At 71.0% G+C, this 25221-nt stretch carries 27 protein-coding genes; 13 read left to right on the top strand and 14 right to left on the bottom strand.

The window, feature by feature from the left end; all coding sequences use genetic code 11:
- Positions 1 to 29: 29 nt before the first annotated feature.
- Positions 30 to 548: a cupin domain-containing protein gene (locus tag QE381_RS01190; protein ID WP_307214740.1), complete on the bottom strand. Its 519-nt coding sequence runs from the start codon at positions 546 to 548 to the stop codon at positions 30 to 32.
- A 43-nt stretch (positions 549 to 591) separates the two neighbouring features.
- Between QE381_RS01190 and QE381_RS01195 the strand changes: the two genes are divergently transcribed.
- From QE381_RS01195 to QE381_RS01210, 4 genes are read left to right on the top strand one after another with little or no spacing between them, the layout of a single operon-like run.
- Positions 592 to 1833: an alanine racemase gene (locus tag QE381_RS01195; protein ID WP_307214742.1), complete on the top strand. Its 1242-nt coding sequence runs from the start codon at positions 592 to 594 to the stop codon at positions 1831 to 1833.
- A complete protein-coding gene (locus QE381_RS01200; RefSeq protein WP_307214743.1) occupies positions 1830 to 3143 on the top strand; it encodes a D-arabinono-1,4-lactone oxidase in 1314 nt (437 codons plus the stop codon). Before QE381_RS01195 ends, QE381_RS01200 begins: the two co-directional genes overlap by 4 nt.
- A 49-nt stretch (positions 3144 to 3192) precedes the next feature.
- Complete coding sequence (locus QE381_RS01205) at positions 3193 to 3762, top strand: LemA family protein (RefSeq protein ID WP_307214744.1); 570 nt, start codon at positions 3193 to 3195, stop codon at positions 3760 to 3762.
- Positions 3763 to 3783: 21 nt separating this feature from the next.
- Positions 3784 to 4671 (top strand): M48 family metallopeptidase, encoded by an 888-nt coding sequence (locus QE381_RS01210; protein WP_307214746.1) that lies wholly within the window; start codon positions 3784 to 3786, stop codon positions 4669 to 4671.
- Between the two features lie 32 nt (positions 4672 to 4703).
- Here the strand turns inward: QE381_RS01210 and QE381_RS01215 are convergent, their stop codons facing one another.
- Positions 4704 to 5888 (bottom strand): winged helix-turn-helix domain-containing protein, encoded by a 1185-nt coding sequence (locus QE381_RS01215; RefSeq protein WP_307214748.1) that lies wholly within the window; start codon positions 5886 to 5888, stop codon positions 4704 to 4706.
- Positions 5889 to 6065: 177 nt separating this feature from the next.
- Here QE381_RS01215 and QE381_RS01220 point away from each other — a divergent pair, with 177 nt between their 5' ends.
- Complete coding sequence (locus tag QE381_RS01220; protein ID WP_307214750.1) at positions 6066 to 7253, top strand: AI-2E family transporter; 1188 nt, start codon at positions 6066 to 6068, stop codon at positions 7251 to 7253.
- The gene (gene ilvA / locus QE381_RS01225) at positions 7250 to 8476 is read left to right on the top strand and encodes a threonine ammonia-lyase (protein WP_307214752.1); all 1227 of its coding nucleotides are present in this window, start codon (positions 7250 to 7252) and stop codon (positions 8474 to 8476) included. The genes QE381_RS01220 and ilvA overlap by 4 nt, the downstream gene beginning before the upstream one ends.
- Before the next feature lie 18 nt (positions 8477 to 8494).
- On the opposite strand, the gene greA is transcribed toward ilvA, so the two are convergent.
- Both greA and QE381_RS01235 read right to left on the bottom strand, forming a co-directional pair.
- A complete protein-coding gene (gene greA, locus QE381_RS01230; protein WP_307214754.1) occupies positions 8495 to 8986 on the bottom strand; it encodes a transcription elongation factor GreA in 492 nt (163 codons plus the stop codon).
- Positions 8987 to 9081: 95 nt separating this feature from the next.
- The gene (locus QE381_RS01235; RefSeq protein WP_307214756.1) at positions 9082 to 9474 is read right to left on the bottom strand and encodes a DUF4307 domain-containing protein; all 393 of its coding nucleotides are present in this window, start codon (positions 9472 to 9474) and stop codon (positions 9082 to 9084) included.
- Between the two features lie 80 nt (positions 9475 to 9554).
- Between QE381_RS01235 and QE381_RS01240 the strand changes: the two genes are divergently transcribed.
- Positions 9555 to 9854 (top strand): hypothetical protein, encoded by a 300-nt coding sequence (locus QE381_RS01240; protein ID WP_307214758.1) that lies wholly within the window; start codon positions 9555 to 9557, stop codon positions 9852 to 9854.
- A gap of 6 nt (positions 9855 to 9860) precedes the next feature.
- Here QE381_RS01240 and QE381_RS01245 read toward each other — a convergent pair whose 3' ends face one another.
- Positions 9861 to 10529 carry a hemolysin III family protein gene (locus QE381_RS01245; RefSeq protein ID WP_307220366.1) on the bottom strand — a complete coding sequence of 223 codons (669 nt, stop codon included), beginning with the start codon at positions 10527 to 10529 and terminating at the stop codon, positions 9861 to 9863.
- 131 nt (positions 10530 to 10660) lie between these two features.
- On the opposite strand from QE381_RS01245, the gene QE381_RS01250 reads away from it, so the two are divergent.
- Both QE381_RS01250 and QE381_RS01255 read left to right on the top strand, forming a co-directional pair.
- Complete coding sequence (locus QE381_RS01250) at positions 10661 to 11446, top strand: isoprenyl transferase (protein ID WP_373426886.1); 786 nt, start codon at positions 10661 to 10663, stop codon at positions 11444 to 11446.
- Positions 11447 to 11663: 217 nt separating this feature from the next.
- Positions 11664 to 13019, top strand: a complete 1356-nt coding sequence (locus QE381_RS01255) for a PhoH family protein (RefSeq protein ID WP_373426887.1) — start codon at positions 11664 to 11666, stop codon at positions 13017 to 13019.
- Positions 13020 to 13263: 244 nt separating this feature from the next.
- Here the strand turns inward: QE381_RS01255 and QE381_RS01260 are convergent, their stop codons facing one another.
- The 7 genes from QE381_RS01260 to xseA all read right to left on the bottom strand — a co-directional run bounded on the left by QE381_RS01260 (position 13264) and on the right by xseA (position 19662).
- Entirely contained in the window at positions 13264 to 13920 is a 657-nt protein-coding gene (locus QE381_RS01260; RefSeq protein WP_307214760.1) for a response regulator transcription factor, read from the bottom strand.
- On the bottom strand, positions 13917 to 15167 hold the full coding sequence (locus QE381_RS01265; protein ID WP_307214762.1) for a cell wall metabolism sensor histidine kinase WalK: 1251 nt from the start codon (positions 15165 to 15167) through the stop codon (positions 13917 to 13919). Before QE381_RS01265 ends, QE381_RS01260 begins: the two co-directional genes overlap by 4 nt.
- 240 nt (positions 15168 to 15407) lie before the next feature.
- Positions 15408 to 16802, bottom strand: coding sequence for an aspartate ammonia-lyase (locus tag QE381_RS01270; protein ID WP_307214764.1), 1395 nt, complete (start codon positions 16800 to 16802; stop codon positions 15408 to 15410).
- Positions 16803 to 16834: 32 nt separating this feature from the next.
- Positions 16835 to 17491, bottom strand: a complete 657-nt coding sequence (locus QE381_RS01275; RefSeq protein WP_307214767.1) for a carbonic anhydrase — start codon at positions 17489 to 17491, stop codon at positions 16835 to 16837.
- Positions 17488 to 18132 carry a DUF4245 family protein gene (locus QE381_RS01280; RefSeq protein ID WP_307214769.1) on the bottom strand — a complete coding sequence of 215 codons (645 nt, stop codon included), beginning with the start codon at positions 18130 to 18132 and terminating at the stop codon, positions 17488 to 17490. Before QE381_RS01280 ends, QE381_RS01275 begins: the two co-directional genes overlap by 4 nt.
- Positions 18129 to 18368 (bottom strand): exodeoxyribonuclease VII small subunit, encoded by a 240-nt coding sequence (locus QE381_RS01285; protein WP_373426888.1) that lies wholly within the window; start codon positions 18366 to 18368, stop codon positions 18129 to 18131. Before QE381_RS01285 ends, QE381_RS01280 begins: the two co-directional genes overlap by 4 nt.
- A gap of 1 nt (position 18369) precedes the next feature.
- Positions 18370 to 19662, bottom strand: a complete 1293-nt coding sequence (gene xseA / locus QE381_RS01290; protein WP_307214772.1) for an exodeoxyribonuclease VII large subunit — start codon at positions 19660 to 19662, stop codon at positions 18370 to 18372.
- A 78-nt stretch (positions 19663 to 19740) separates the two neighbouring features.
- Here xseA and QE381_RS01295 point away from each other — a divergent pair, with 78 nt between their 5' ends.
- Positions 19741 to 20775 (top strand): 4-hydroxy-3-methylbut-2-enyl diphosphate reductase, encoded by a 1035-nt coding sequence (locus tag QE381_RS01295; protein WP_307220371.1) that lies wholly within the window; start codon positions 19741 to 19743, stop codon positions 20773 to 20775.
- Positions 20772 to 21356: a DUF6264 family protein gene (locus QE381_RS01300; RefSeq protein WP_307214774.1), complete on the top strand. Its 585-nt coding sequence runs from the start codon at positions 20772 to 20774 to the stop codon at positions 21354 to 21356. The genes QE381_RS01295 and QE381_RS01300 overlap by 4 nt, the downstream gene beginning before the upstream one ends.
- A 57-nt stretch (positions 21357 to 21413) precedes the next feature.
- Here the strand turns inward: QE381_RS01300 and fbaA are convergent, their stop codons facing one another.
- Positions 21414 to 22442 (bottom strand): class II fructose-bisphosphate aldolase, encoded by a 1029-nt coding sequence (gene fbaA, locus QE381_RS01305; RefSeq protein ID WP_307214776.1) that lies wholly within the window; start codon positions 22440 to 22442, stop codon positions 21414 to 21416.
- A 177-nt stretch (positions 22443 to 22619) separates the two neighbouring features.
- Here fbaA and glpX point away from each other — a divergent pair, with 177 nt between their 5' ends.
- Together glpX and QE381_RS01315 are read left to right on the top strand one after the other, a co-directional pair.
- The gene (gene glpX, locus QE381_RS01310) at positions 22620 to 23612 is read left to right on the top strand and encodes a class II fructose-bisphosphatase (protein WP_307214778.1); all 993 of its coding nucleotides are present in this window, start codon (positions 22620 to 22622) and stop codon (positions 23610 to 23612) included.
- Between the two features lie 115 nt (positions 23613 to 23727).
- Positions 23728 to 23967, top strand: coding sequence for a UDP-N-acetylmuramyl pentapeptide phosphotransferase (locus tag QE381_RS01315; protein ID WP_307214780.1), 240 nt, complete (start codon positions 23728 to 23730; stop codon positions 23965 to 23967).
- On the opposite strand, the gene QE381_RS01320 is transcribed toward QE381_RS01315, so the two are convergent.
- Positions 23942 to 25213 (bottom strand): DNA recombination protein RmuC, encoded by a 1272-nt coding sequence (locus tag QE381_RS01320; RefSeq protein ID WP_307214782.1) that lies wholly within the window; start codon positions 25211 to 25213, stop codon positions 23942 to 23944. The two genes, QE381_RS01315 and QE381_RS01320, sit on opposite strands and share 26 nt — an antisense overlap.
- Positions 25214 to 25221: the final 8 nt, after the last annotated feature.

A 25221-nucleotide genomic window follows, 5' to 3' on the forward strand; every position in this document is an offset into this window, starting at 1 on the left:
CACCGTCGTCCCGCTCGTCGGCCGGACCCTCAGGTCTCCGGCGAGGTGAGGGCCGCGACGAGGGCGGCGTCGAACCACTCCGGCGCCGCGTCGTCGGGCACGGCCGGCGGCTCGAACCAGACGCGGTCGGGCGTCCACGCCGGAGTGAGGACGCTCGCGATCAGCGCGAACCCCTTCGGATCGAGCAGCCGCAGGGCCTTCGTCGAGCCGGCGGCGCAGGGGATGACGAGCTCCTGGCCGGCGTCGACGCGGTGACCGAGCACGCGTCTGGTGACCTCGCCCGTGCTCGAGACGATCACGTACTCGACCGGGCCGCCGTCGAGGAGAACGTGGACGTCGTCCGGGGCCAGCCGATGCCAGTAGTTGACCGGTCGTTCCTCGTCCAGCAGGTAGTAGATGGAGCTGTGCGCGTCGAGCTCCGCTCCGCCTTCGCGCACGCGAAGAGTCGAACGCGACAGCGGCGCCCACCACCCGGATTCGATGGGAAGCGGCTCGAGCGCGAGCGCGCGTCGCCAGGAGGCGGATCGATCGGCGGCGAGAGGCGGCATACCCCCAGGATCGCAGATCGCGCGTCGGCGGTACTCTCGACCCGTGGACCTCGATCTGCTGTCACCGCCCGGTGCACGCGAGCCGTGGCGTGACGCGGGCTCCTACTGGGACGCCATGACCCGCGCCACGCACGAGCTGCCGGCGCCGGTCGCGGCGCTGAGCGCCGACGCACTGCGCTACAACGCGCTCGACATGCTCGTGCGTGCGGGCGGTGTGCCGGTGCGCGTCGCGAGCAAGTCGATCCGGGTCCGTGCGGTCCTCGACGCGCTGCTGCGGGTCCCGGGCTTCCGCGGCATTCTCGCCTTCACGCTCCCCGAGGCGCTCTGGCTCGCCTCCGCCGACGGCGGCGGGCACGACGACATCGTCGTCGGGTACCCGACCGTCGACCGAGCCGCGCTCGCTCGTCTGACCGCGGACGCGGAGGCTGCCGAGCGGATCACGCTCATGGTCGACGACGCGGCGCAGCTCGACGTGCTCGACAGCGTCGCCGCGCCCGGAACGAGGCCCGAGATCCGTGTCGCGATCGACGCGGACGCCTCGTGGCGATCGTCCGTCCTCGGCCACGTCGGCGTGCGGCGGTCACCCGTGCACGACGCCGACGAGGTCGCACGGCTCGGGCGGACGGTCGCGGCGCGCGCCGGCGTGCGGCTCGTCGGACTCATGATGTACGAGGCGCAGATCGCGGGTCAGCCGGATGCCGCCGGCCCCGCGGATCCGGTGATCCGGTGGATGCAGCGCCGGTCGGCGGCGGAACTGCTCGATCGTCGCGCCGCCATCGTCGCCGCGCTCCACGACATCGCGCTGCTCGAGTTCGTGAACGGGGGAGGGACGGGCTCCCTCGAGGTGACCTCCGCGGACCCCGCTGTGACGGAGCTGACCGCCGGCAGCGGTCTGCTCGCCGGCCATCTCTTCTCGCACTATCGCGCGTTCGACCCGGCACCGGCGGCGGCGTTCGCGCTCGACGTCGTGCGCCGCCCGCTGCCGGACGTCGCGACGGTTCTGGGCGGCGGCTGGGTCGCCTCGGGCCCACCGCTCGCCTCCCGGCAGCCCGAGCCCGTCTGGCCGGCGGGGCTGCGGACGCTGGGCCGTGAGGGCACGGGCGAGGTGCAGACCCCGCTGTCGGGTGCGTCCGCGCGGTCGCTGCGGATCGGTGACCGCGTCTGGTTCCGTCACGCGAAGAGCGGCGAGCTGGCGGAGCGCGTCGACGCCTATGCGCTCGTGGACGACGACCGCGTCGTGGGATCCGTTCCCACCTATCGAGGCGAGGGGAAGGCGTTCCTGTGACGCGGCCCGGCGGCGTCTGGCGCAACTGGGCGCGCAGCGCCTCGGTGCGTCCGGTGAGGATCGAGTTCCCGGCCTCGACGGCCGCCGTGCAGCGCGCCGTCCGTGCGGCGGCGGCGCGCGGTCTGCCCGTCAAGGCGGTCGGCAGCGGTCACAGCTTCAGCGAGATCGCCGTGGCCCCCGGCATCCTGCTCGACCTTCGCGACCTGACGGGCCTCGTATCGGTCGATCGCGAACGCCGCCGCGTGACGCTGCGCGCCGGCACGCGCCTGCGCCAGATCCCGCACCTGCTCGCCCCGTACGGCTGGGCGATGACGAACCTCGGCGACATCGACCGGCAGACGATCGCGGGCGCGATCTCCACCGGGACGCACGGCACGGGCGCCCGGTTCGGAGGGCTGTCGACGCAGGTCGTCGGCGTCACGGTGGTCACCGCGGACGGCGACCTGCTCCGCGTGGACGAGTCGCACGAGCCGGAGCTGCTCCCGGCGCTCGCGCTGAGCCTCGGAGCGCTCGGTGTCCTGGTCGAGGTCACGGTGCAGGTCGTGCCCGCCTTCCTCCTGCGCGCCGTCGAGCGACGGGAGGGGCTGGACGACCTCCTGCCGGAGCTGGCGGACCGTGCTGCGGGGGAGGACCACTTCGAGTTCTACTGGTTCCCGCGCACCGACGTCGCGCTCACCAAGAGCAACGCCCGGTTGCCGGAGAGCGAGCCGCGCCAGCCGCTGCCGCGGATCGGGGGCTGGATCGAGGACACGGTCCTGTCCAATCACGCCTACCGTGCGATGTGCGCTGCGGCCGCCGCCGTCCCGGCACTGTCGACGCCGCTGGCACGCCTGGGCGCGCGCACGATCGGCGCCCGCACGTACACCGACCGGTCGCACCGTGTCTTCACCCAGGACCGCGACGTCCGGTTCCGTGAGATGGAGTACGCGGTGCCGGTCGAGCGTCTCCCCGCGGTGTTCGGCGCGTTGCGCGAGCTCGTCGACACCGAGCCCTGGCCCGTCTCGTTCCCCGTGGAGGTGCGCATCGCCGAGGGCGACGATCGGTGGATGTCGACGGCGTACGAGCGCGACAGCGGTTACATCGCCGTGCACAGGTACTGGCGGGAGGACCCGACGTCCTACTTCCGGGCCGTCGAGGAGCTCATGCAGGAGCACGACGGGCGTCCGCACTGGGGGAAGATGCACACGCTGGACGCCGCCGTCCTGCGCTCCCGCTATCCGCGATTCGACGATTTCCTCGCGGTGCGCGACCGTCTCGACCCGCAGCGCCGTTTCGCCAACGCCTATCTGGATCGCGTCCTGGGGCAGTGATCCCCGCGGAGCGTAGGATGCTCTCAACAGGGAACGGAGAACACGGCATATGTGGGAATGGCTCATCCCGGTTCTGATCGTGGTCGCGCTCGTCGTGATCGTGGGCATCTACCTCTGGGCGACGTACAACTCGCTCGTTCAACTCGCCGTCCGCGTCGACGAGGCCTGGAGCGACATCACCGTTCAGCTCAAGCGTCGCGCCGACCTCCTGCCGAACCTCATCGAGACGGTGAAGGGATACGCGGCGCACGAGAAGGCCGTGTTCGAGAACGTCACCCAGGCCAGGGCCGAGACGATCAACGCGACGGGGCCCGCCTCGGCCGGAGTGGCGGAGGGGCACATGCAGCAGGCGCTGAAGTCGTTGTTCGCCGTGGCGGAGGCCTACCCGCAGCTGCAGGCGAGCCAGAACTTCCTGCAGCTGCAGCAGCAGATCGTCGACACGGAGGACAAGATCCAGGCCTCCCGCCGGTTCTACAACGGTGGCGTGCGCGAGCTCAACACGAAGATCAAGGTGTTCCCGAACAACCTGTTCGCGCGTCGGCTGGGGTTCTCGGAGCGTGAGTTCTTCGAGGTCGTCGACGGCGCGGCGATCGCCGAGCCGCCCCGCGTGCAGTTCTGATCCGGGCCGGCTGAGGCTGGCGTGTATTCAGCGATCGCGCGGAACAAGCGCAACACCTGGTTCATCCTCATCGGATTCCTCCTGCTGCTGGCCGCCATCGGCCTGCTGGCGGGATGGCTCGCCGGCAACAACTGGTGGCTCACCGCGATCATCCTCGTCTTCGCGGCGGGGTACGCGGTCGTGCAGTACTTCGCCGCCGACAGGGAGGCCCTCGCCCTGGCGGGCGCGGTAGAGGTGTCGCAGACAGATGCGCCGCGCTACTACCGGCTCGTGGAGAACCTCTGCATCGCGACGGGGACCCCGATGCCGCGTCTCTACGTGGTCGAGGACGCCGCGCCCAACGCGTTCGCCATGGGCCGGACGCCCGAGAAGGCCGCGATCACGGTCACGACCGGGCTCTTCGAGAGCATGACGGACCGCGAGCTGGAGGGAGTGCTCGGACACGAGCTCGGACACATCCGCAACTACGACATCCGCGTCTCCCTGATCGTGTTCGGCCTGGTCGTGGCCGTCGGGATCGTCGCCGACATGCTCCTGCGGTTCGCCTTCTTCGGCGGTGCCCGCCGCAGCGGCAACAACCAGGCGCAGGTGATCTTCCTCGTGTTCGGTGTCATCGCCGCGCTGGTGGCGCCCTTGATCGCGGGAGCCGTGCAGGCGGCGATCTCGCGGCAGCGCGAGTACCTCGCGGACGCGACGAGCGCCCTCACGACCCGGGACCCGGAGGGACTGGCCTCGGCGCTCCAGAAGCTCCAGGAGCACGGTGCGCCGCTGCAGCGGGCGAACACCTCGATGGCGCACCTCTGGATCGCGGACCCGCTCCGGCCCGGCGCCCTCTCGCGGATGTTCGCGACACATCCGCCGCTCGCGGACCGCATCGAACGGCTCCACGAGATGGGCGGACGGTTCTAGCCGACCGGACGCCGCGGCCGGCGGCCGGCGTCTCAGGCAGTCGCGGGCTCGTCCGCGGCCAACGCGACCGGCTCGGGACCCGCCTCGTGACGTTCGGCATCGGGCAGTGCCCGGGCCAGGTCCTCGACCGCGTCGCCCCAGCGCGAGATCGAGATGCCCGACAGGCCCTGCCAGGCCGCCGCGTCGCGCAGGACGCCGGCGAGCCGCTCGGCGGCGTCCTGCGGCCGGGCGCGCTCCCACCAGGCCGACTGCACCCGCAGCACCGAGCCGGCGCGGTCCGCCTTCAGATCGACGCGGCCGACGACGTCGTCGCCCAGGACGACCGGGAGCGAGTAGTAGCCGAACCGGCGCTTCGCCGCCGGCGTGTAGATCTCGATGCGGTAGTCGAAGTCGAACAGCCGCTCGGCGCGCGGACGGAACCACACGACCGGATCGAACGGTGTGAGCACGGTCGCGGCGTCGAGCGCGCGCGGCACGCTCGCCTCGCGGTGGAGCCAGGCGCCGCGGCGCCACCCCTCGACCTCCACCGGCTGCAGCACGCCCTCGCGCTCGAGGTCGGCGACGACCGCGGCCGTCGTGCGCTGGTCGCCGAGGCGCCAGTAGTCGTCGAGGTCGGCGACCGTCGCGACGCCCGAGGCGCGTGCGGCGCGCTCGACGAGCACGCGGAGCGCGTCGGCGCGCTCGACGTGCCGATCGATCACGGTCGCCGGCAGGACGTCGGCGGCGAGGCCGTAGACCCGCTCGAATCCGCGGCGCCCCGCGATGGCGACCTCGCCCGTGAACCAGAGGTACTCCAGCGCGCTCTTGACGGCGCTCCAGTCCCACCACGGGCCCCGCGGGGTCCGCAGTGCGTCCTGCTCGATCTGCGCGGGGCGCACCGGTCCGCGCTCGGCGAGCTCGTCACGCACCCAGGCCAGCGTCTGGTCGGACACGGAGAACCAGCCCTTCTGCTCGTGCCGCTCGCGGTGCTCCGCCATCCGGAAGCGGAAGAGCGGCCAGTCCTCCGCCGCGATGAACGCGGCCTGATGGGCCCAGAACTCGACGTACGGGGAGCGCCGGGAGAAGGCGAGGCGGTCGAGGCGGTCGCGGTCGTAGGGCCCGAGCCGCGAGAAGAGCGGCATGTAGTGCGAACGCGCGAAGACGTTGACGGAGTCGATCTGCAGCACCGACATGCGGCCGAGCTCCCGATGAAGGTGACGATCGGTGACGCGGGACACGCGGCTCGAGCCGACTCCCTGAGCGGAGAGGGCGACGCGGCGGGCCTGGGACCGGGAGAGTCGAGTGCGCACGAGCGCAAGCTTAGGCAGGGCCGCGGACACCGACCGCGACGACCGCGCCGGGCAACCGGCGTGACGTCGTCGGTCCTGAGCGTGCGCCGGATCTAGACTGGCCGGATGAGCGATCCGGACCAGAAGAGCCGAGGATCGCTCTTCGACGCGCTCCGCGCCCGCACGGTCTCGACCGACGTGACGGACGCCGTCCCCCGTGGGCTGCGGGTGGCCACGGCGTTCGCGTGGCGCTTCATCGTCCTCGCCGTCGCAGCCGGCATCGCCGTCTGGCTCGTGATCCAGCTGAAGATGCTCGTCATCCCGCTCCTGATCGCGATCCTCGTCGCCGCGCTCGTCTGGCCCGGCTTCACGTGGATGCTGCGGCACCGGCTCCCGCGATGGCTCGCGATCGTCATCGCGCTCATCGGCACGATCGCGATCGTGTCCGGCCTGTTCTGGCTCGCGATCTGGCAGATCACCCGTGAGTGGGGCTCCGTGCAGGCGCGTACGGTGGCGGCCGTGGGCGAGCTGCGCGCCTACCTCGTCGACGGCCCGCTGCACCTGACGACCGCGCAGATCGACGACTACCTGCGTCAGGCGTTCGCCCTCGTGCAGCAGCAGGCCGAGCTGCTGTGGTCGGGCGCCCTCGCGATCGGGTCCACGGTCGGTCACGTCGCGACCGGGGCGCTGCTCGCCGTCTTCATCCTCCTGTGCATCCTGGCGGACGGCGGCGGGATCTGGCGGTGGACCACCCGTCTCTTCCCGGAGCGCTCGCGCGCCGCCGTCGACGGTGCCGCGCGCGCGGGCTGGGTGACGGTGGTGAACTACGCCCGCACGCAGCTGCTGGTCGCCACGATCGACGCGATCGGGATCGGCCTGGGCGCCTTCCTGCTGGGGGTCCCGCTCGCGATCCCGGTCGCCGTCCTGGTCTTCCTGGGCGCTTTCGTGCCCATCGTGGGGGCCGTCCTCACGGGCGCGATCGCGGTGTTCCTCGCCCTCGTCTACAACGGTGTGTGGATCGCGGTCTGGATGCTTGTGGTCGTGCTCGCGGTGCAGCAGCTCGAAGGACACGTCCTCCAGCCGCTCCTCATGGGCTCGGCCGTGAAGGTCCACCCGCTCGCCGTGGTCCTGGTGGTCGCCGGCGGCGCGCTCATCGGGGGCATCCCGGGCGCCCTGTTCGCCGTGCCGCTCGCCGCCTTCGTCAACGTCGCCGCCGTCCACCTCGCCAGCCGCGCGTGGGAGACGGGGGAGCGACCCGACCCCCACGATCTCATCTGGAGCACCGTTCCCCGACAGAGGAGGAAGAGGGCGTGAACCTGCCCACACTCGCCGATTTCGAAGACGCCGCCGCCGTCCTGGCGCCGCACATCAACCACACCCCGCTCGAGACCTCGGAGTACCTGTCCGAGGTCCTCGGCGTCCCCGTGCACCTCAAGCTCGAGAACCTGCAGCGCACGGGCTCCTTCAAGATCCGCGGCGCCGCGTACCGGCTCTCGCGGCTCACCGCCGAGGAGCGCGCCCGCGGGGTCGTCGCCGCCTCCGCGGGCAACCACGCGCAGGGGGTCGCACGCGCCGCGCAGCGGCTCGGCATCCCCGCGACCATCTTCATGCCGCTCGGAGTCCCCGTGCCCAAGCTGCTCGCGACCCGCGGATACGGGGCCGAGGTCGTGCTGGAGGGTGACACGGTCGAGACACCGCTGCGTCTCGCGGCCGAGTTCGCCGAGCGCACGGGGGCGGTCCTCATCCCGCCCTACGACCACCGCGACATCGTGGTCGGACAGGGCACGCTGGGCCTCGAGCTGTGGGACGACGTGCCCGACGTCGACACGGTGCTGGTCGGCATCGGGGGCGGCGGGCTCATCGCCGGGGTCGCCACCGCGCTCAAGGCGCGCGCCGCGGCCGCCGGCCGCACGATCCGCGTCATCGGCGTGCAGGCCGCGAACTCCGCCGCCTACCCCGCCTCCCTCGCCGCAGGCGCGCCGCTGCAGGTCGCCACGACGCCCACGATCGCCGACGGCATCGCGGTCGCACGGCCCGGCGACATCCCGTTCGAGATCATCGAGCGGGTGGTCGACGATGTCGTCACCGTCACCGATGACGACATCGCGCGCGCGATCCTCGTGCTCCTGGAGCGCGCCAAGCTCGTCGTGGAGCCCGCGGGTGCGGTCGGCGTGGCCGCGATCCTCACGGGACGCGTGCAGGCGTCGGGGCCCACGGTCTCGATCCTCTCGGGCGGCAACATCGACCCGCTGCTCCTGCAGCGCGTCGTCGCGCACGGCCTCACCGCATCCGCCCGCTACATGACCCTGCAGATCCCGCTGCCCGACCGGCCGGGACAGCTCGCCCGGGTGTCGGAGCTGCTCGCGTCCGTCGGCGCGAACGTCATCGAGGTCCTGCACACCCGGCACGGGCACGGGCTGCAGATCAGCGAGGTCATCCTGCAGCTGAGCGTCGAGACACGGGGTGAGGACCACCGCGTCCAGGTGCTGCGAGCGCTGCAGGATGCGGGCTACGAGCCCGCCGTCGTGCCCGACTGAGCGGCACGACGGCGCAGCTTACTGCCCGCTGTAGGTCTCGACCTTGAGGACGGTGACGGCGATCTCGCGGCCGTTCGGCGCCGTGTAGGAGGTGCTGTCGCCCTCCTTGAGGCCGAGGATCGCGGACCCGAGGGGCGAGGCCTCGCTGTAGACGTCGAGCTCGGAGTTCGCGGCGATCTCCCGGTTGCCGAGGAGGAACACCTCTTCGCCGCCGGCGATCGTGGCGGTGATGACGGTGCCGGGCTCGACGACGCCCGTGCTCGTGGGGGCTTCGCCCACCTTCGCGTTCTTGAGCAGTGCCTGGAGCGTGCGGATGCGGGCCTCCTGCTTGCCCTGCTCGTCCTTCGCGGCGTGGTACCCGCCGTTCTCCTTCAGGTCGCCCTCCTCGCGGGCGGCCTCGATGCGCTTGGCGATCTCTTCGCGGCCGGTCGTGGAGAGGTGCTCCAGCTCCGCCACCAGACGGTCGTACGCGTCCTGGGTGAGGAAGGTCACCGGGGCTTCTTCGGACACAGGCGTCTCCTCCTTCGGGGAAGCCCCTGAGCGGGGCGTGTGAAAGCCGAGACGCCCCGGCGGATGACCGGGGCGTCGTCTGTGGTCCCGACAGGCTACGGCACCCAGCACGAGTTGACCAAACCGGTCGTCGCCTCGGCGACGACCGGCACGGTCTCGGTGAACGCCTGCGAGTGCGCGTCGGATGCGGGGTATTCGACGACCTTCCAGCCCACCACGCCGTGATCGGTGTCCTGCGCCTCGAGGACACAGGCGATCGGCGAGCCCGCCGGCGCCGTCACCTGGAACGTCACCGTCACGGTATGCGCGTCGATCAGCTCGAAGCCGGTCGTCGTCGCATCCGTCGCCGCGACCGTGGACGACCACGCGAACCAGCCGGCCACGGCGATCGCGACGGCGACTGCGACGGTCGTGAACCACACCCAGAACCGGCGGCTGCGGGGAGTTCTGCCGTAGCGCTCGTCGAGCATCTGCTGCGTGGTCGTCATGGCGCTCCCTGTCGGGAATTAGGCTGGAGCTTCCAGGCTATGCGCTCCCGTGCGCGTCGACGTGCAGAACAGAGGTCACGATGCATCTTCTCGTGTGGGCCGCAGCGGTGACGCCGTCACCGAGCGACACTCCGGACGTCGACGCCAACCTGGTCACGCCGGGTCCGTGGGGCTTCGCCGTCATGGCGGTCCTGGGCGTGGCGGTGATCCTCCTCGTGGTCGACATGCTCCGCCGCATCCGTCGCGCGCGCTACCGCTCGGAGGTGATCGAGGACCTCGACGCCGAGCTGTCCGCGAAGGACGCCGGGGGAGCGGATGCCGCGTCCCGGCCCGCAGAGCAGGACCGCGGCGGCGATCAGGACGCCCGTCCGCGCGCGTAGCCGTCCTCAGCCGTGGAAGGCGGGGTGCAGACAGATGAGCAGGCTCGCCGTCCAGTGGCACAGGAACGCCAGCACCGTGCACAGGTGGAAGATCTCGTGGAAGCCGAAGGACCCCGGCCAGGGGTTCGGCCGCTTCAGCGCGTACACCACGGCGCCCAGCGTGTACAGGATGCCTCCGACGAGCACGAGCACCATCATCGCGGCGTCGGCCGCGAACAGATCGACGATGTACATCACGGCGGCCCAGCCGAGGAGCAGATAGAGCGCGACGTACAGCCACCGCGGCGCATGGATCCAGAAAACGCGGAAGAGGATGCCCAGGGTCGCCCCGCTCCAGACGATCGACAGCAGGATCACGCTCTGCTGAGTCGGAAGGGCCAGCACCGCGAGCGGCGTGTAGGTGCCCGCGATCAGCAGCAGGATGTTCGCGTGGTCGATGCGCTTGAGCACCAGCTTCACGCGCGGCTTCCAGTTGAAGCGGTGGTAGAGCGCGGAGTTCCCGAACAGCAGCAGCGACGTGGCCATGAACACCGCCGCCGACCACTTCGCCGCCGTTCCCTGTGCGAGCACGATCAGCACGATCCCGGCAGCGATCGCCACCGGGAACGTCCCGGCATGGAGCCAGCCGCGCCAGGTTGGGCGGATCTCGGCCGGCTCGGACGCGGCGGCATCCATCAGAGGAAGCGAGGGAACGTCGGGTGCTCGCGGGGGGCGTCTCACCGTCCCAGGCTAGATCCCGCCGTATGCCGCCGAGAGCACATGGGCTGTGGATCGAATGGGAACCGGGAGCGGAGTAGCGTAGGAGGGTGATCAACGGGTCGTCGCGCGGGGAACGGGGCCCCCTCTACCGGCTCTACAGCACCCGGCTCCGACGCCGGATCCCGGGGATGGCCGTGCCGCGGCACGTTGCGATGATGATCGACGGCAACCGCCGCTGGGCGCGCCAGCTCGGCTACTCCTCGGCTGCGCACGGCCACCGCGCGGGCGCCGCGAAGATCCGGGAGTTCCTGAGGTGGTGCGACGATGTCGGCGTCGGCGTCGTCTCGCTGTACCTGCTCTCGACCGACAACCTGCGAAAGCGCGACTCGCAGGAGCTCACCGATCTGATCGAGATCATCGCGGAGCTCGCCACCGAGCTCGCGGACGAGCGGGACTGGCGGGTGCAGCACGTCGGCCGCGCCGGTGCCCTCCCCTCGGAGCTGGCGCGAGTGCTCGCCGATGCCGAGCGCCGCACGGCCGATCACACCGGCCTCCACGTCAATCTCGCGGTCGGGTACGGCGGGCGCAGCGAGATCGTCGACGCGGTTCGCAGCATCATCATGCAGCACGACAAGGAGGGCGGCTCGCTCGAGGAGCTCGCGGCGAGCCTCACGCCCGAGCAGATCGGCGAGCACCTGTACACGGGCGGGCAGCCCGATCCCGATCTCGTCATCCGCACGTCGGGGGAGCAGCGCCTCAGCGACTTCCTGCTGTGGCAGTCCGCCCACAGCGAGTTCTACTTCGTGGAGGCCCTCGGGCCCGACCTGCGCGAGGTCGACTTCCTGCGGGCGATCCGTGACTTCGGTCGTCGCGATCGGCGCTTCGGCCGGTGACCGCCCCGCGGAGCGCGGTTTCGGTGCCCGGCCGCACCTCCGAAGAGTTCATCTGCTCGTAACGCGACACGCCCGGGATCGGTTGGCATGTGCCGCCGCGGGGCCGTACGTTCGACGCATCGGGCAAGGCGCCTGATCGAGTCGGCCGAAGGATGCGACTCGCGACCCACGGTCGACTCGGCGAGACACCGGGCAATGCCCGGAGTGGGAGCGGGTTGTGACCACACGAGCACCAGAGCAGAGCCGGCAGAACCTCGTCCACGAGAGCGCAGATCAGTCCACTGATCTGCGCTCTTATGTTTTGGACACGTCGGTCCTGTTGAGCGATCCGAGAGCGTTCTTCCGATTCGCGGAGCACTCGGTCGTCATCCCTGTCGTCGTCATCACCGAACTGGAGGCAAAACGGCACGATCCCGAGCTCGGCTACTTCGCCCGGCAGGCGCTGCGGCACCTCGACGAGCTGCGGGTGGAGCATGGACGGCTCGACTACCCCATCGAGGTGGGCCATGGCGGCACCCTCCGGGTGGAGCTCACCAACACGGACCCGTCGGTGCTTCCGAGCGGCATGCGTCTCGGCGACAACGACACCCGCATCCTCGCCGTCGCGATGCACCTGATGCAGGAAGGGCATCACGTCACGGTCGTCTCCAAGGACCTGCCGATGCGGGTGAAGGCCGCCTCGCTCGGCATCGACGCGGAGGAGTACCTCGCCGAGCAGGCCGCGGACTCGGGCTGGACCGGCATCGCCGCGATCGACCTGTCCGGAGACGAGATCAGCGACCTCTACGAGACCGAGATCGCGATGAGCGACGACGTCAGGGGACTGCCTCTGAACACCGGCCTCATCATCCACTCCGAGCGGGGCTCCGCCCTCGGCCGGGTCACCGGTGACGGCGAGTTCCGGCTCGTCCGCGGCGACCGCGAGGTGTTCGGCCTGCACGGCCGGTCGGCGGAGCAGCGGATCGCCATCGACCTGCTGCTCGACCCCGAGGTCGGCATCGTGTCGCTCGGCGGACGCGCCGGGACGGGAAAGTCCGCCCTCGCCCTCTGCGCGGCCCTGGAGGCCGTTCTCGAGCGTCAGCAGCAGCGGAAGATCATCGTCTTCAGACCGCTGTTCGCGGTGGGCGGGCAGGACCTGGGCTACCTGCCCGGCGACGCCCAGGAGAAGATGAACCCCTGGGGCCAGGCCGTGTTCGACACCCTCGGCTCGGTCGTCAGCGCGAACGTGCTCGAGGAGATCGTGGCGAGGGGGCTGCTCGAGGTGCTCCCGCTCACGCACATCCGCGGGCGTTCGCTTCACGACGCGTTCGTGATCGTGGATGAGGCGCAGTCGCTCGAGCGCAATGTGCTGCTGACCGTGCTCAGCCGGATCGGGCAGAACTCGCGCGTCGTGCTCACGCACGACGTCGCACAGCGCGACAACCTGCGCGTCGGTCGCCACGACGGCGTCGCCTCCGTGATCGAGACGCTGAAGGATCACAGCCTGTTCGGCCACATCACGCTCGTGCGCTCCGAACGATCCGCGATCGCGGCGCTCGTCACGGATCTCCTGGAGTCCGGCGAGCTCAGCTGAATCGCGAGGAGGACCACATGAGAGCTTTCTCATGTGGTCCTCCTGCTGTTCTCACTCCGCTCGCGCAGGATAGAGGCAAGGATGACGACGAGTCATTCATCCCCCGCCGACGGTTCCCCCAGACCCGGCGGAGGGAAGCGAGGGAGTGGCCGAACACGATCTACCCCCCGGTACGTGGAACGGCATCACGGGTTCGGGTCCCGTGAAACTCCTGAGGCCCCCGGCGTCCCCCAGCGCCGGGGGCCTATTCCCACCTGTAGCCGGCGCCGCGCACCGTCGTGATGCGGTCGTGGCCGAACTTCGCACGCAGATAGCGCACGTAGACGTCGACCACGTTGGAGCCGGGATCGAAGCCGATGCCCCAGACGCTCGAGAGCAGCTGCTCGCGGCTGAGGACCTGTCCGGGATGGCGGAGGAACTGTTCGGCCAGTGCGAACTCCCTCGCGGAGAGGTCGACCTCGCGTCCCGCGACCGTCGCACGGCGCGCGAGCACATCGAGACGGACATCGCTGTGGACGACGGTGACGGGACCCGTCGGCGCCGTGTCGCGGAGCCGCGAGCGCACGCGCGCCAGCAGCTCGTCGAACTTGAACGGCTTGGCGACGTAGTCGCTGGCACCGGCGTTCAGTCCGTCCACCGTGTCGCGCGTGCTGCTTCGTGCGGTCAGCATGATGACCGGGAGCGTCGAGCCCTGACCGCGGAGGTGACGGAGCACCTCGAACCCGTCCATGCTCGGCAGCCCGACATCCAGCAGCAGCAGATCGATCGCGCCGGACTCGGCGCGCTCGAGCGCTTCGACGCCGTCCGCGACGACCTCGGTGGCGAACCCCGCCGACTCGAGCCCGCGCTTCACGAACGCCGAGATGCGGGGTTCGTCCTCGGCGATGAGGATGAGTGTCATGTGGTGGCCTCTCGTTGGAGCACGACGTCCCCGGCGCGAACCGGGGTGGGGACGAGCGTATCGGGGTGACGTCCGATCGGAATGCGGATCGTGAACGTCGCGCCGCCGCCCGGGGTGTCGGTGACGGTGCACACTCCGGCATGCGCCTTCGCGATCGCGTCGACGATCGCCAGCCCGAGCCCGGAGCCGCCGACGCTCCGGTGCGTGTCCGCGCGGTCGAAACGGTGGAAGATCCGGCGCCGGGCGGCCGGCGGGATTCCGGGACCGTGGTCCTGGACCCACAGCCGGGCCTCGTCGCCGTCGCATTCGCTGCCGATCTCGACGGGGGATCCGGGAGGGGTGTACTTCGCGGCGTTCTCGGCCAGCTGCAGCCACGCCTGCGTGAGCCGGTCGGAGTCGCCGACGAGCACACCGCGTCCGCGGCGTGTGACGGTGAAGGGATGGCCCGGGATCGCTGCGACCAGCTCGCCGACGTGCTCGGTGAGCACGCTCAGGTCGATCGGTCGCATCGAGAACTGGTCGTCCTGGGCGGAGGAGAGCAGATCGATGTCCTCGACGAGCCGGGTGAGACGGTCGAGCTCGGCGATGCCGATATCGCGCGTGCCCGCGACATCCACCGGGTCCGCGACGTCCATCATCTCCAGGTGCCCGCGCACGATCGTGATCGGGGTCTTCAGCTCGTGACGGATGTCGTCGAGCAGCTGCCGCTGACTGTCCACCGAGAGCTCGAGCCGCTCGAGCATGGAGTTCATGGTGCGGGAGAGGTCTGCGAACTCGTCGTCGCCGGTCTCCGGGACACGTGCGCCCAGGTCGTCGAACGTGACCGCGTCCGCCGCCTCCCGCAGCCGCTGCAGCGGGGAGAGCAGCCGGCCTGTGACGAACCAGCCGGCGACGCCGAGGACGGTCAGCACGACGAGTCCGCTGAGGGCGAAGGTGAGGATCGAGGCGTACAGTGGTGCGAGCTCCTCGTCCATTCCCACGGCGCGCAGGTAGATCCCCTGCGCAGGGTCGCCGGGAACGCCGAGCGGCTGGGCGACGAACCTCACGACGCCGGCCCGCGTGTCCACCGTGCCGAGCACGGGCTCGTGCGCGCCCTGCGCGGCGTTCACCGCGGCCGTGACGAGCGCGGGGTCGAAGATGGCGGTGAAGTCGCTCCCGGCGGACGGATAGGCGACGGGTCGTCCGTCCACGATCCCCGCCACCGCCTCGTTCTGCAGCGGCAGGAAGCCGGAGACGATGCGCGTCACGTAGGCGACCGTGTTCGCGTCGCCCGCCGGCTCCGGGAGGGACTCGACCTTGGTGATCAGCCGATGGTCCAGAGCCGCGGAGATACGGGCGTACTGCAGCCCGAAACGTGGTCGCGCCCACGACGACCAGCCCGATGCACGTCACCAGCAGGATGGTCCCCAGCGTGCGCACACGGGCCGAGAGCATCCTCGGCGACTGTCTCACCCTCCGATTATCGCCCCCGGCGCCCGGAGCGCCCGTCAGCCCGCGTGCGTCATCGACAGCAGGTCGAGCTTGCTGTCGAGCTGCTCCAGCGTGATCTCGCCCCGCTCGACGTAGCCGAGGTCGATGACGGCCTCGCGGACCGTGATGCCCTTCGCGACGGCGTGCTTGGCGATCTTCGCCGCGGCCTCGTACCCGATGACCTTGTTCAGCGGCGTGACGATCGAGGGCGACATGCCGGCGTAGGCCGCGGCGCGCTCGGTGTTGGCCTCGAGGCCGTCGATCGTCTTGTCGGCGAGCACGCGGACCGCGTTCGCCAGGAGCCGGATCGACTCGAGAAGGGCCGTTCCCATGACCGGGATGGCGACGTTGAGCTCGAACGAGCCGGACGCCCCCGCCCACGCCACGGTCGCATCGTTGCCGATCACGCGCGCACAGACCATGAGGGTCGCCTCCGGGACGACGGGGTTGACCTTGCCGGGCATGATCGACGACCCCGGCTGCAGGTCGGGGATGTGCAGCTCGCCGAGTCCGGTGTTCGGCCCCGAGCCCATCCAGCGCAGGTCGTTGTTGATCTTCGTGAGCGAGACCGCGATGGTCCGCAGCGCTCCGGAGGCCTCCACGAGCCCGTCCCGGTTCGCCTGCGCCTCGAAGTGGTCCTTGGCCTCGGTGATCGGCAGCTCGGTCTCGGCCGCGAGCAGTGCGATCACCTTCTGCGGGAAGCCCAGCGGCGTGTTGATGCCCGTGCCGACGGCCGTGCCGCCCAGCGGGACCTCCGCGACGTGCGGGATCACGGCCTGCACCCGCTCGATGCCCAGACGCACCTGCCGGGCGTAGCCGCCGAACTCCTGCCCCAGGGTGACGGGCGTCGCATCCATGAGGTGTGTGCGCCCGGACTTGACGGCGTCCTTCCAGAGCTCTGCCTTGGCCTCCAGCGAAACGGCGAGATGGTCGAGCGCGGGGATCAGGTCGTCGATGAGGGCCTGCGTGACGGCGATGTGCACGGAGGTCGGGAACACGTCGTTGGACGACTGCGATGCGTTGACGTGATCGTTGGGGTGCACCGCCGCGCCGAGGATGCGCGTCGCGAGCGTGGCGAGCACCTCGTTCATGTTCATGTTGGAGGAGGTGCCCGAGCCGGTCTGGTACGTGTCGACGGGGAAGTCGCCGTCGTGGACCCCGGTGACGACCTCGTCCGCGGCCTGCGCGATCGCGTCGGCCACGGACGCGTCGAGGACGCCGAGCTCCTTGTTGGCCAGCGCCGCGGCCTTCTTGATCCGCGCCAGCGCCGCGATCTGCGTCGACTCCAGGCCCTTGCCCGAGATCGGGAAGTTCTCTACGGCGCGCTGCGTCTGCGCGCCGTATAGGGCGGCGGCGGGAACGCGCACCTCGCCCATCGTGTCGTGCTCTATGCGGTACTCGATCTCAGCCACGTCATGTCTCCTTCGGCGTTCGTTCGGCGATCTCAGGATGCGGGGCTCTCGGCCACGCCCACGATGAAGTCGGGTACGGCGGTCCCCTCGGACAGCCGGTAGTTCACGGCTGCGATCGCGAGCGCCCCATCGGCCACCGCCTGGCTGACGAGCTCGGAGGAGTGCAGCAGCTCGTTCACGGTGTCGCGCAGGTGCTCGCGCCCGACGTGGTCGGGGTCGACCTGGCCGGCGCTGCTGCCGTCGACGGCCTGCACGCGCCTCACCGCGGGGACGATGGGGGCGACCTGACGCCAGATGTGCGGGGGCAGCGGCGTCGCCTCGGGCGCCGTGCTGTCGATCGCGGCGCGGACCGCGCCGCACGCGTCGTGGCCGAGGACGATGATCAGCGGGACGCCGAGGACCGCCACGGCGTACTCGATGCTGCCGATCACCGAGTCGGAGATCACCTGGCCGGCGTTGCGGATGACGAAGAGGTCTCCGAGTCCCTGGTCGAAGATGATCTCCGCGGACAGGCGCGAGTCGGAGCAGCCGAACAGCGCGGTGTGCGGCGTCTGGCCGGCGGCCAGCTCGTGACGGCGATCGACGTCCTGGCGGGGGTGCAGGGGCTCGCCGGCCACGAACCGGCGGTTGCCCTCCAGCATCCGGGTCCAGACCTCTTCGGGTGTCATCCTCGTCTCCGTCTCGCTCATCGGTCTCCTCCTCGCATCGCGCGGATCTGATCGGCGACGGCCGCCGCGAGCACCGCGGTCGTGTCCGCGTCGGCCGTGCCGTAGAGCAGCACCTCGTCGGTTCCGGCGTCGGTCGCGAGGGCGTAAGAGACGTTGCCCGCGCGCGCGGCGTCCGAGATCTCGTAGCGGGTCCACTCGATGCCGGCGATCGTCACGCTCCCGTTCGAGCTCGCACCCGACAGTGTCCGCGACACCCAGGCGGGGTCGGGATCGAACGCCTGCGCGAACCGCAGGTAGCCCGCCTCCTCGTCGGGCACGTACACGACCGTCCACGCGGAGACGTCGTCGCCCTCCATCTTGGCGGAGTTCACGAGCCACCCGGCGGGCGCCGCGGGCGCGATGACCGTGCGCTGATAGGCCGTCGCCATGGCCGCGGCCTCGGTGGCGACGTCGACCCGGGAGACTCCGACGACATCGCCCCGCGGGACCATGAAGATCACGATCGCGACGACCGCGAGCGTCGCGAGCAGGGCGGCGATGAGATGCCGGAAGGTCTGGCTCGAGCGGTACGCGCGCGAGGACTCGGCCTTGCGGGCCGCCGTCTCCTCCGGCGTCTCCGGGCGCCCGAGCTCGGCCACGATCCGCGGCCCGCGGGGGCTCACGACTGCTCCTCTGCGCTCGCCCGGGCTTCGTCGAGCCGGCGCTTCGCGCCCAGCAGCCACTCCTCGCAGCGCGCCGCGAGCGCCTCGCCGCGCTCCCACAGCGACAGCGACTGCTCGAGGGTCGGAGCGCCCTGCTCGAGCTCGGCGACGACGCGGACGAGCTCGTCGCGGGCCTGCTCGAAAGTGAGACCGGCCACGTCGGCGACGCTGTCGGCGGGCTGGGACATGCCGTCCATCCTAGTTCGCGTCCGGGACGCGTCCGTCCCCGTCCTCGGCGATCTCACCGTCCGAACGGGCGCTGACCGACCCGCGTCCGAGCGTGACGACGAGGTCGGTGCCGCGTGGTGCCTGTGCGGCGTCCCGCAGCACGACACCGCCGGGCAGGTGGGCGATCGCGTAGCCGCGGGCGAGCGTGGCCGCGGGGGAGAGCGCACGCAGCGACGCGCGCAGCTCTCGGGTGCGCAGCGCCGCCTCGGCGAGCGTGCGGTCCACGGTGTCGCGGCCTCGAGCGGCCAGGAGCTCGATCTCCTGGGCCCGGCGTTCCAGGAGATGCTCCGGTCGGCGCAGCGCCGGGCGGCTCCGGATCTGCTCGAGGTGCGCGATGTCGGTGCCGATCCGCGTCGTCAGGCGCGTCGCGAGCCGGCTGCGCAGCTGACGCACGAGCGCGCGCTGCTCGGCGACGTCGGGCACGATGCGCTTGGCGGCATCCGTGGGGGTGGAGGCCCGGAGGTCGGCGACCTCGTCGAGCAGGGGCCGATCGTTCTCGTGACCGATGGCGCTCACGACGGGAGTCGACGCAGCCGCCACCGCGCGGAGAAGGCGCTCGTCGCTGAAGCCGAGGAGGTGCTGCGGGTCCCCGCCGCCGCGGGCGATCACGATGACGTCCACCTCCGGATCGGCGTCGAGTGCCTCGAGCGCCGCGATGACCTCGGGAACGCAGCGGTCCCCCTGCACGGATGCGTGGCGCGTGCGGAAGCGCACGCCCGGCCAGCGCAGCTCGGCGTTGCGGTGCACATCGCGTTCGGCGTCGGAGCGCTCGCCCGTGATGAGGCCGATCGTGTTCGGCAAGAAGGGGAGCGGCTTCTTGCGGGCCGCGTCGAACAGGCCTTCCCGGATCAGCTGCGCGCGCAACCGCTCCAACCGCTCGAGCTGGTCGCCGAGACCGAGGTGACGCATGGCGGACACGATGACCGAGAAGTCGCCGGTCTTGACGAAGAAGTCCGACTTGACCGCCGCGACGACGCGGTCGCCCACGGCGGGCTCCATGCCGAGTCGCTGGCGCGTCGAGCTCCAGATCCGGAAGGAGACGCTGGCGTCGGTCGTGAGGTCTTTCAGGCGACCGAAGACGTTGCCGCCGCGGACGTTCCAGCCCACGATCTCGCCTTCGACCCACACCGAGCCCCACCCCGAGATGAACGCGCGGATCGTCTCGGCGAAGCGGGCGACGGAGGTCGGCGCCTCGCGCGTCGAGTCGCGCGGGTGGATCGCGTCGCCGCTCGGGGCTCCGTCATCCGGGGTGAATCCTGTCACGCGTGTCCTCCGCTCGGCGCCCGTCCAGGGGCACGCCCATAGAATCGAGGCGTGACCACCCCCGCCGTCCATCTGCCCGTGCCGCGCGTCCCGGGCCGTCGCGGGCGCCTCCAGGATATCCCCGTCGACGGGGAGAAGCGGGTGCTGCTGGCCGCCCCGCGCGGCTACTGCGCCGGCGTCGACCGTGCGGTCGTGGCCGTCGAGAAGGCGCTCGAGCGTTTCGGTGCGCCGGTGTACGTCCGCAAGCAGATCGTCCACAACATCCACGTCGTCACGGAGCTCGAGGCGCAGGGCGCCATCTTCGTGGACGAGGTGGACGAGGTCCCCGAGGGTGCGCACGTGGTCTTCAGTGCGCACGGCGTGTCGCCGGCCGTCGTCTCGGCGGCGTCCGACCGGGGACTGCAGGCGATCGATGCGACCTGCCCGCTCGTGACGAAGGTGCACCGCGAGGCCGTGCGCTTCGCGCGTGACGACTTCGAGATCCTGCTGATCGGTCATCTCGGGCACGAAGAGGTCGAGGGAACGGCCGGCGAGGCGCCGGAGCACGTCACGATCGTCAACTCGCCCGAGGATGCGGACCACGTGCAGGTCAAGGATCCGTCGAAGGTCGTGTGGCTGTCGCAGACGACGCTCTCGGTCGACGAGACCATGGAGACCGTCCGGCGGCTGCGCGAGCGCTTCCCCGAGCTCCACGATCCGCCCTCCGACGACATCTGCTATGCGACCCAGAACCGTCAGGTCGCGATCAAGAAGGTCGCGAAGGACGCCGACGTCGTGATCGTCGTGGGATCGGCGAACTCGTCGAACAGCGTCCGGCTCGTCGAGGTCGCGCTGGAGCACGGCGCCAAGGCCGCCTATCGGGTGGACTACGCGCACGAGGTGCAGCAGGAGTGGCTCGACGGGGCGCGCACGGTCGGCGTCACGAGCGGTGCGTCGGTTCCCGAGGTCCTGGTCCAGGAGGTGCTGGACGACCTGGCCGGCGCCGGCTACCGGGATGTCGAGCAGGTGCGCACCGCGGAGGAGGACCTCATGTTCTCGCTGCCCAAGGAGCTGCGCCAGGACGCCGCGGGCCGCCGCGACGGCCGCGCGCTCGGGGGACGGGGACGGTCATGACCGACGACGCCCCCGAGGTCGACCCCGACGGCCGTCCTCGACCGCAGTTCGGCGAGTACGCGACGCCCGAGGAGCAGCGCGCTCGCATCCGTCAGCCGGAGACGACGGCAGCGCTCTCGAACGGACAGGCTCCGGACGAGCGCACCACGCCCAGAGGGCCCGCCGTGGGCGCCGCGCCGTCCGTGCGCGGACGCGGCCGGCTCGTCGACCGTGTCGTGACCGGTGTTCTGCTCGGATACGGCCTGTTCATCGTTCTCACGTCGATCCCGACCTTCATCGACTACGGCGGGTTCGCCTCGACGTTCCTGTCGGCGCTCGGGGTCAGCGCGACCCTGGCCGACCCCGGGGCGGGGCGCGGCTGGGGGCTCGCGGCGTCGCTCGTGCTCGGCGTGGGGTGGCTCGTGGCCGTCCTGCTGAGCTTCGCGAACCTGCGGGCGGGCCGGATCACGTTCTGGATCCCTCTCGTGGCGGGGATCGTCTGCAACCTCGTGTCCTCGGCGCTCGTGATCATCCCGCTCGTGAGCGACCACGCCGTCTGGTCGGCGATCGAGAGCACGCTGATGGGTTCCGCCGGACGCTGACGCCGGACACGGAAGAGCGCCCGGCATCTCGAGGATGCCGGGCGCTCTTCTCCGATCTCAGCTCTGGCTCTTGCCGTAGGAGCCCAGCTGGCGGGTCGCCTCCACGACTCGGGCCGCCATGGCGGACTCGGCGACCTTGCCCCACGCGCGAGGGTCGTAGGCCTTCTTGTTCCCGACCTCGCCGTCGACCTTCAGCACGCCGTCGTAGTTCGTGAACATGAAACCGGCGACGGACCGCGTGAACGCGTACTGGGTGTCGGTGTCGATGTTCATCTTGACGACGCCGTTCGCGACGGCCAGCGCGATCTCCTCGTCGGTCGAGCCGCTGCCGCCGTGGAACACGAGGTCGAGCGGCTTGGGGCCGGTGCCGAAGGCGGCGGCGATGCCCTCCTGGATCTCGCCCAGGAGCTCGGGCTTGAGCTTGACGTTGCCCGGCTTGTACACGCCGTGGACGTTGCCGAAGGTGAGGGCGGCGATCCAGCGGCCCGCCTCGCCGAGGCCGAGAGCCTCGACGACCTGGGCGACGTCGCCGGTGGTCGTGTAGAGGGCGTCGTTGGTGCCCTCGTGCTTGACGCCGTCCTCCTCGCCGCCGACGACGCCGATCTCGACCTCGAGGATGGCGTTGATCGCCTTGATGCGGGGCAGCAGCTCCTTGGCGATCTCGATGTTCTCCGCCAGCGGCACGGCGGAGCCGTCCCACATGTGCGACTGGAAGATCGGGTTACCGCCCTCGGCGACGACCTCCTCGGACGCCGCGATGAGCGGCAGCACGAAGTCCTCGAGCGCGGGCTTCGGGCAGTGGTCGGTGTGCAGCGCGATCGTGATCGGGTAGTTCTTGGCCACCTCGGTGGCGAACTTGGCCATCGCGAGCGCACCCGTGGCCCGTGCCTTGACGGTGTGGCCGGCGAAGTAGTCGGCGCCGCCCGTCGTGACCTGCAGGATGCCGTCGGACCCGGCCTCGGTCAGGCCCTGGAGCACGGCGTTGATGGACTGCGAGCTCGACACGTTGATCGCGGGGTAGGCGAAGCCGCCGGCCTTCGCGCGGTCCAGCATCTCGGCGTACTGCTCGGGGGTGGCGACGGGCATGTCTGCTCCTTAGCTCTAGGGTCTCCATGGCCACTTTAGCGAAGGCCGTGCGCGGCACCCGGCGGGGCGCCGCGCACGGTGCCCGCCGATCGCGTGTCGGAAAGAAACGGCGATCCTTCCGCCGCACGGACGTGCAAACCGCGGGTTCCGCGTCGGCCGCGTCGATAGGCTGATCCCATGGTGAGCCTGACCGCGGACATGAGCCCGCTGCATCCCGACCGCAACCTCGCGCTCGAGCTCGTGCGCGCCACCGAGGCGGCCGCGATCCGCTCGGTGCCGTTCATCGGACGGGGGCAGAAGGAGCTCGCGGACGGCGCAGCCGTCGACGCGATGCGTGCGTTCCTCTCCACCGTCAACTTCGACGGTGTGATCGTCATCGGCGAGGGCGAGAAGGACAACGCGCCGATGCTCTACAACGGTGAGCACGTCGGGACCGGCCGCGGTCCGCAGTGCGACATCGCGGTCGACCCCATCGACGGCACGACGCTGACGGCGGAGGGGCGCAACAACGCGCTCTCCGTGCTCGCCGTCTCGGACCGCGGCACGATGCTCGACGCGTCGTCCGTGTTCTACATGGACAAGATCGTGACCGGACCGGCGGGAGTCGGGGTCGTCGACATCCGCCTTCCCGTCGCCGAGAACATCCACCGGCTCGCCGCTGCGCTCGGCAAGCCGGTCGACGAGCTCGTCGTGTCGGTGCTGAACCGGCCCCGCCACCAGAAGCTCATCCAGGAGATCCGCGATGCGGGCGCCGGGACCCGGCTGATGAGCGACGGCGACGTCGCGGGCGGCATCAACGCCGCCCGGTACAACGCCCGTACGGACATGTGCATCGGCATCGGCGGCAGCCCGGAGGGCATCGTCACGGCGTGCGCCATCAAGGCGCTCGGCGGTCACATCCAGGGTCGGCTGTGGCCGCGCACCGACGACGAGAAGCAGCGCGGCATCGATGCCGGCCTGAAGCTCGATGACCACGTGTACGAGGCGGACGAGATGGTGAAGGGGAACAACACGATCTTCGTCGCCACCGGCGTGACCAACGGTGAGCTGGTCGCAGGTGTCCGCCGCTCCGGCGGCGACCACATCGTCACCGAGAGCGTGGTCCTGCGCGGCGCATCGGGCACGCTGCGCCGCATCAACTCGGAGCACCTCGCCTCGAAGTGGCTGTGAGCCGCGAGCGTTCCTCCTGAGCCGACGCGCGACGCAGCCGACTGCCTTTCTCCTGTCCTCTGGCAGAATGGTGGGCGCCGTGTTCGCACGGCGGCGACCCTGAGGAGGAACGCGCGTGGCTGAGCCGACGAACGATCCCGGTCCCCGTACCGGGGCGCATGCCGTCATCGCGGATGCCCTGGCGTCGCAGGCGGCGGTCCAGGCACCGATCGATCCGGCCCGTCGCCCCGACGTGCTGTTCCGCAAGCGGCGCCCCGAGGGTCAGCAGGTCAGCGCATGGTGGATGGTGGGCGCGTTCCTCGCCGTCTCGGCGGTGGTCATCGTGCTCTTCAGCTTCGTTCCGGGTGGGGCGTGACCACCTCGTCGTGGTCGGTGTGACGCTCGTCCTCGTCGGCCGGTCCCGAGGACGAGCGGCGGGTCGCCGCGTCCATCGCCGCTGTGAACTCGGGTGAGCTGAGCGGCCGCGGCTGCTGCACGACCGTGACGGGCGTCGCGAGCGCGTCCAGCCGCGTCTCGTCGATCCCGGGGAACCGCCGCGCGCTCACGAGCACGCGCGTCTCGAGCGAGCCGACGAAGCGGTTGTAGCTGTCGACCGTGCGTTCGATCCCTCGGCGCAGATCGTCGACGTGCCCGGCCATGCTGCCGAGCCGGTCGTAGAGCTGGTTGCCCAGATCGAACAGCTCGCGCGCCTGCTCGGAGACGGCGTCCTGCGTCCACGTGTACGCGACCGTCTTCAGGACCGCCCAGAGGTTGACGGGCGAGGCCAGCGCGACCCGACGGGAGAAGGCGTAGTCGAGGAGCCCCGGATCGGCGTCGAGTGCCGCGGAGAGGATCGACTCGCCGGGGAGGAAGCAGATCACGAACTCCGGGCTCGTCGACAGCCCCGCCCAGTACGCGCGCTTGGCGAGCGCGTCGATGTGCGCGCGGAGCGCCTTCACGTGCCGGGCGAGGAGATCGTCTCGGCGCGCGGCCTCGCCACCCGTCGCCGAGTCGGCGATCTCGGCCGCGTCGAGGTAGGCGTCGAGCGGCACCTTCGCGTCGACGGCGATGGCCTTGCCGCCGGGCAGCCGCACGACCAGGTCGGGACGGCCGGCGCCCGCGTCGGAAGCGGTCGCGGACTGCAGGTCGAAGTCGACGTGTCGGGTGAGACCTGCGGCCTCGACGACGCGGCGCAGCTGCGCCTCGCCCCAGACGCCGCGGGTGCGCGAGGAGCGCAGAGCGCCGGCGAGCGACTCGGTCGTGCGTCGCAGCGACTCGTCGGACTCCTGAGCGCGGCGCAGCTGCTCGGCGAGCACACCGAACTGGGTGTGGCGGTCGCGTTCGAGGTCGTCGACCTTTCGCTGCATGCCGAGCAGCGTCTCGCGCACGGGCGACAGCGCCCGCAGCACGGCCTGCTCGCGTGCGTCTCGTTCCTGCTGCGCCCGCTGGTCGCTGCGCGCCTGCTCCAGGAGCTGCCGCGCCGTGCGCGCTTCGGCCTCCGCGGCGGCCAGACGCGCGGCGTCCGCCGCTCGGTGGCGGGCGCCGCGAGCGGCGGCGGCGAACCAGCCGCACAGCGCCCCGAGTGCGATGCCGGCGACGACGGCGAGTACCGAGAGCTCCATGACCGAAG

Source organism: Microbacterium sp. SORGH_AS_0888 (assembly GCF_030818905.1).
Taxonomy (GTDB): domain Bacteria; phylum Actinomycetota; class Actinomycetes; order Actinomycetales; family Microbacteriaceae; genus Microbacterium.

Bases quoted from the DNA above. Each gene is read 5' to 3' on its own strand.
- QE381_RS01190 (WP_307214740.1), bottom strand. From the start codon at position 548: ATGCCGCCTCTCGCCGCCGATCGATCCGCCTCCTGGCGACGCGCGCTC.
- QE381_RS01205 (WP_307214744.1), top strand. From the start codon at position 3,193: ATGTGGGAATGGCTCATCCCGGTTCTGATCGTGGTCGCGCTCGTCGTG.
- QE381_RS01220 (WP_307214750.1), top strand. From the start codon at position 6,066: ATGAGCGATCCGGACCAGAAGAGCCGAGGATCGCTCTTCGACGCGCTC.
- QE381_RS01235 (WP_307214756.1), bottom strand. From the start codon at position 9,474: ATGACGACCACGCAGCAGATGCTCGACGAGCGCTACGGCAGAACTCCC.
- QE381_RS01240 (WP_307214758.1), top strand. From the start codon at position 9,555: ATGCATCTTCTCGTGTGGGCCGCAGCGGTGACGCCGTCACCGAGCGAC.
- QE381_RS01245 (WP_307220366.1), bottom strand. From the start codon at position 10,529: ATGGATGCCGCCGCGTCCGAGCCGGCCGAGATCCGCCCAACCTGGCGC.
- QE381_RS01260 (WP_307214760.1), bottom strand. From the start codon at position 13,920: ATGACACTCATCCTCATCGCCGAGGACGAACCCCGCATCTCGGCGTTC.
- QE381_RS01275 (WP_307214767.1), bottom strand. From the start codon at position 17,491: ATGAGCGAGACGGAGACGAGGATGACACCCGAAGAGGTCTGGACCCGG.
- QE381_RS01285 (WP_373426888.1), bottom strand. From the start codon at position 18,368: ATGGACGGCATGTCCCAGCCCGCCGACAGCGTCGCCGACGTGGCCGGT.
- QE381_RS01300 (WP_307214774.1), top strand. From the start codon at position 20,772: ATGACCGACGACGCCCCCGAGGTCGACCCCGACGGCCGTCCTCGACCG.
- fbaA (WP_307214776.1), bottom strand. From the start codon at position 22,442: ATGCCCGTCGCCACCCCCGAGCAGTACGCCGAGATGCTGGACCGCGCG.
- glpX (WP_307214778.1), top strand. From the start codon at position 22,620: ATGGTGAGCCTGACCGCGGACATGAGCCCGCTGCATCCCGACCGCAAC.
- QE381_RS01320 (WP_307214782.1), bottom strand. From the start codon at position 25,213: ATGGAGCTCTCGGTACTCGCCGTCGTCGCCGGCATCGCACTCGGGGCG.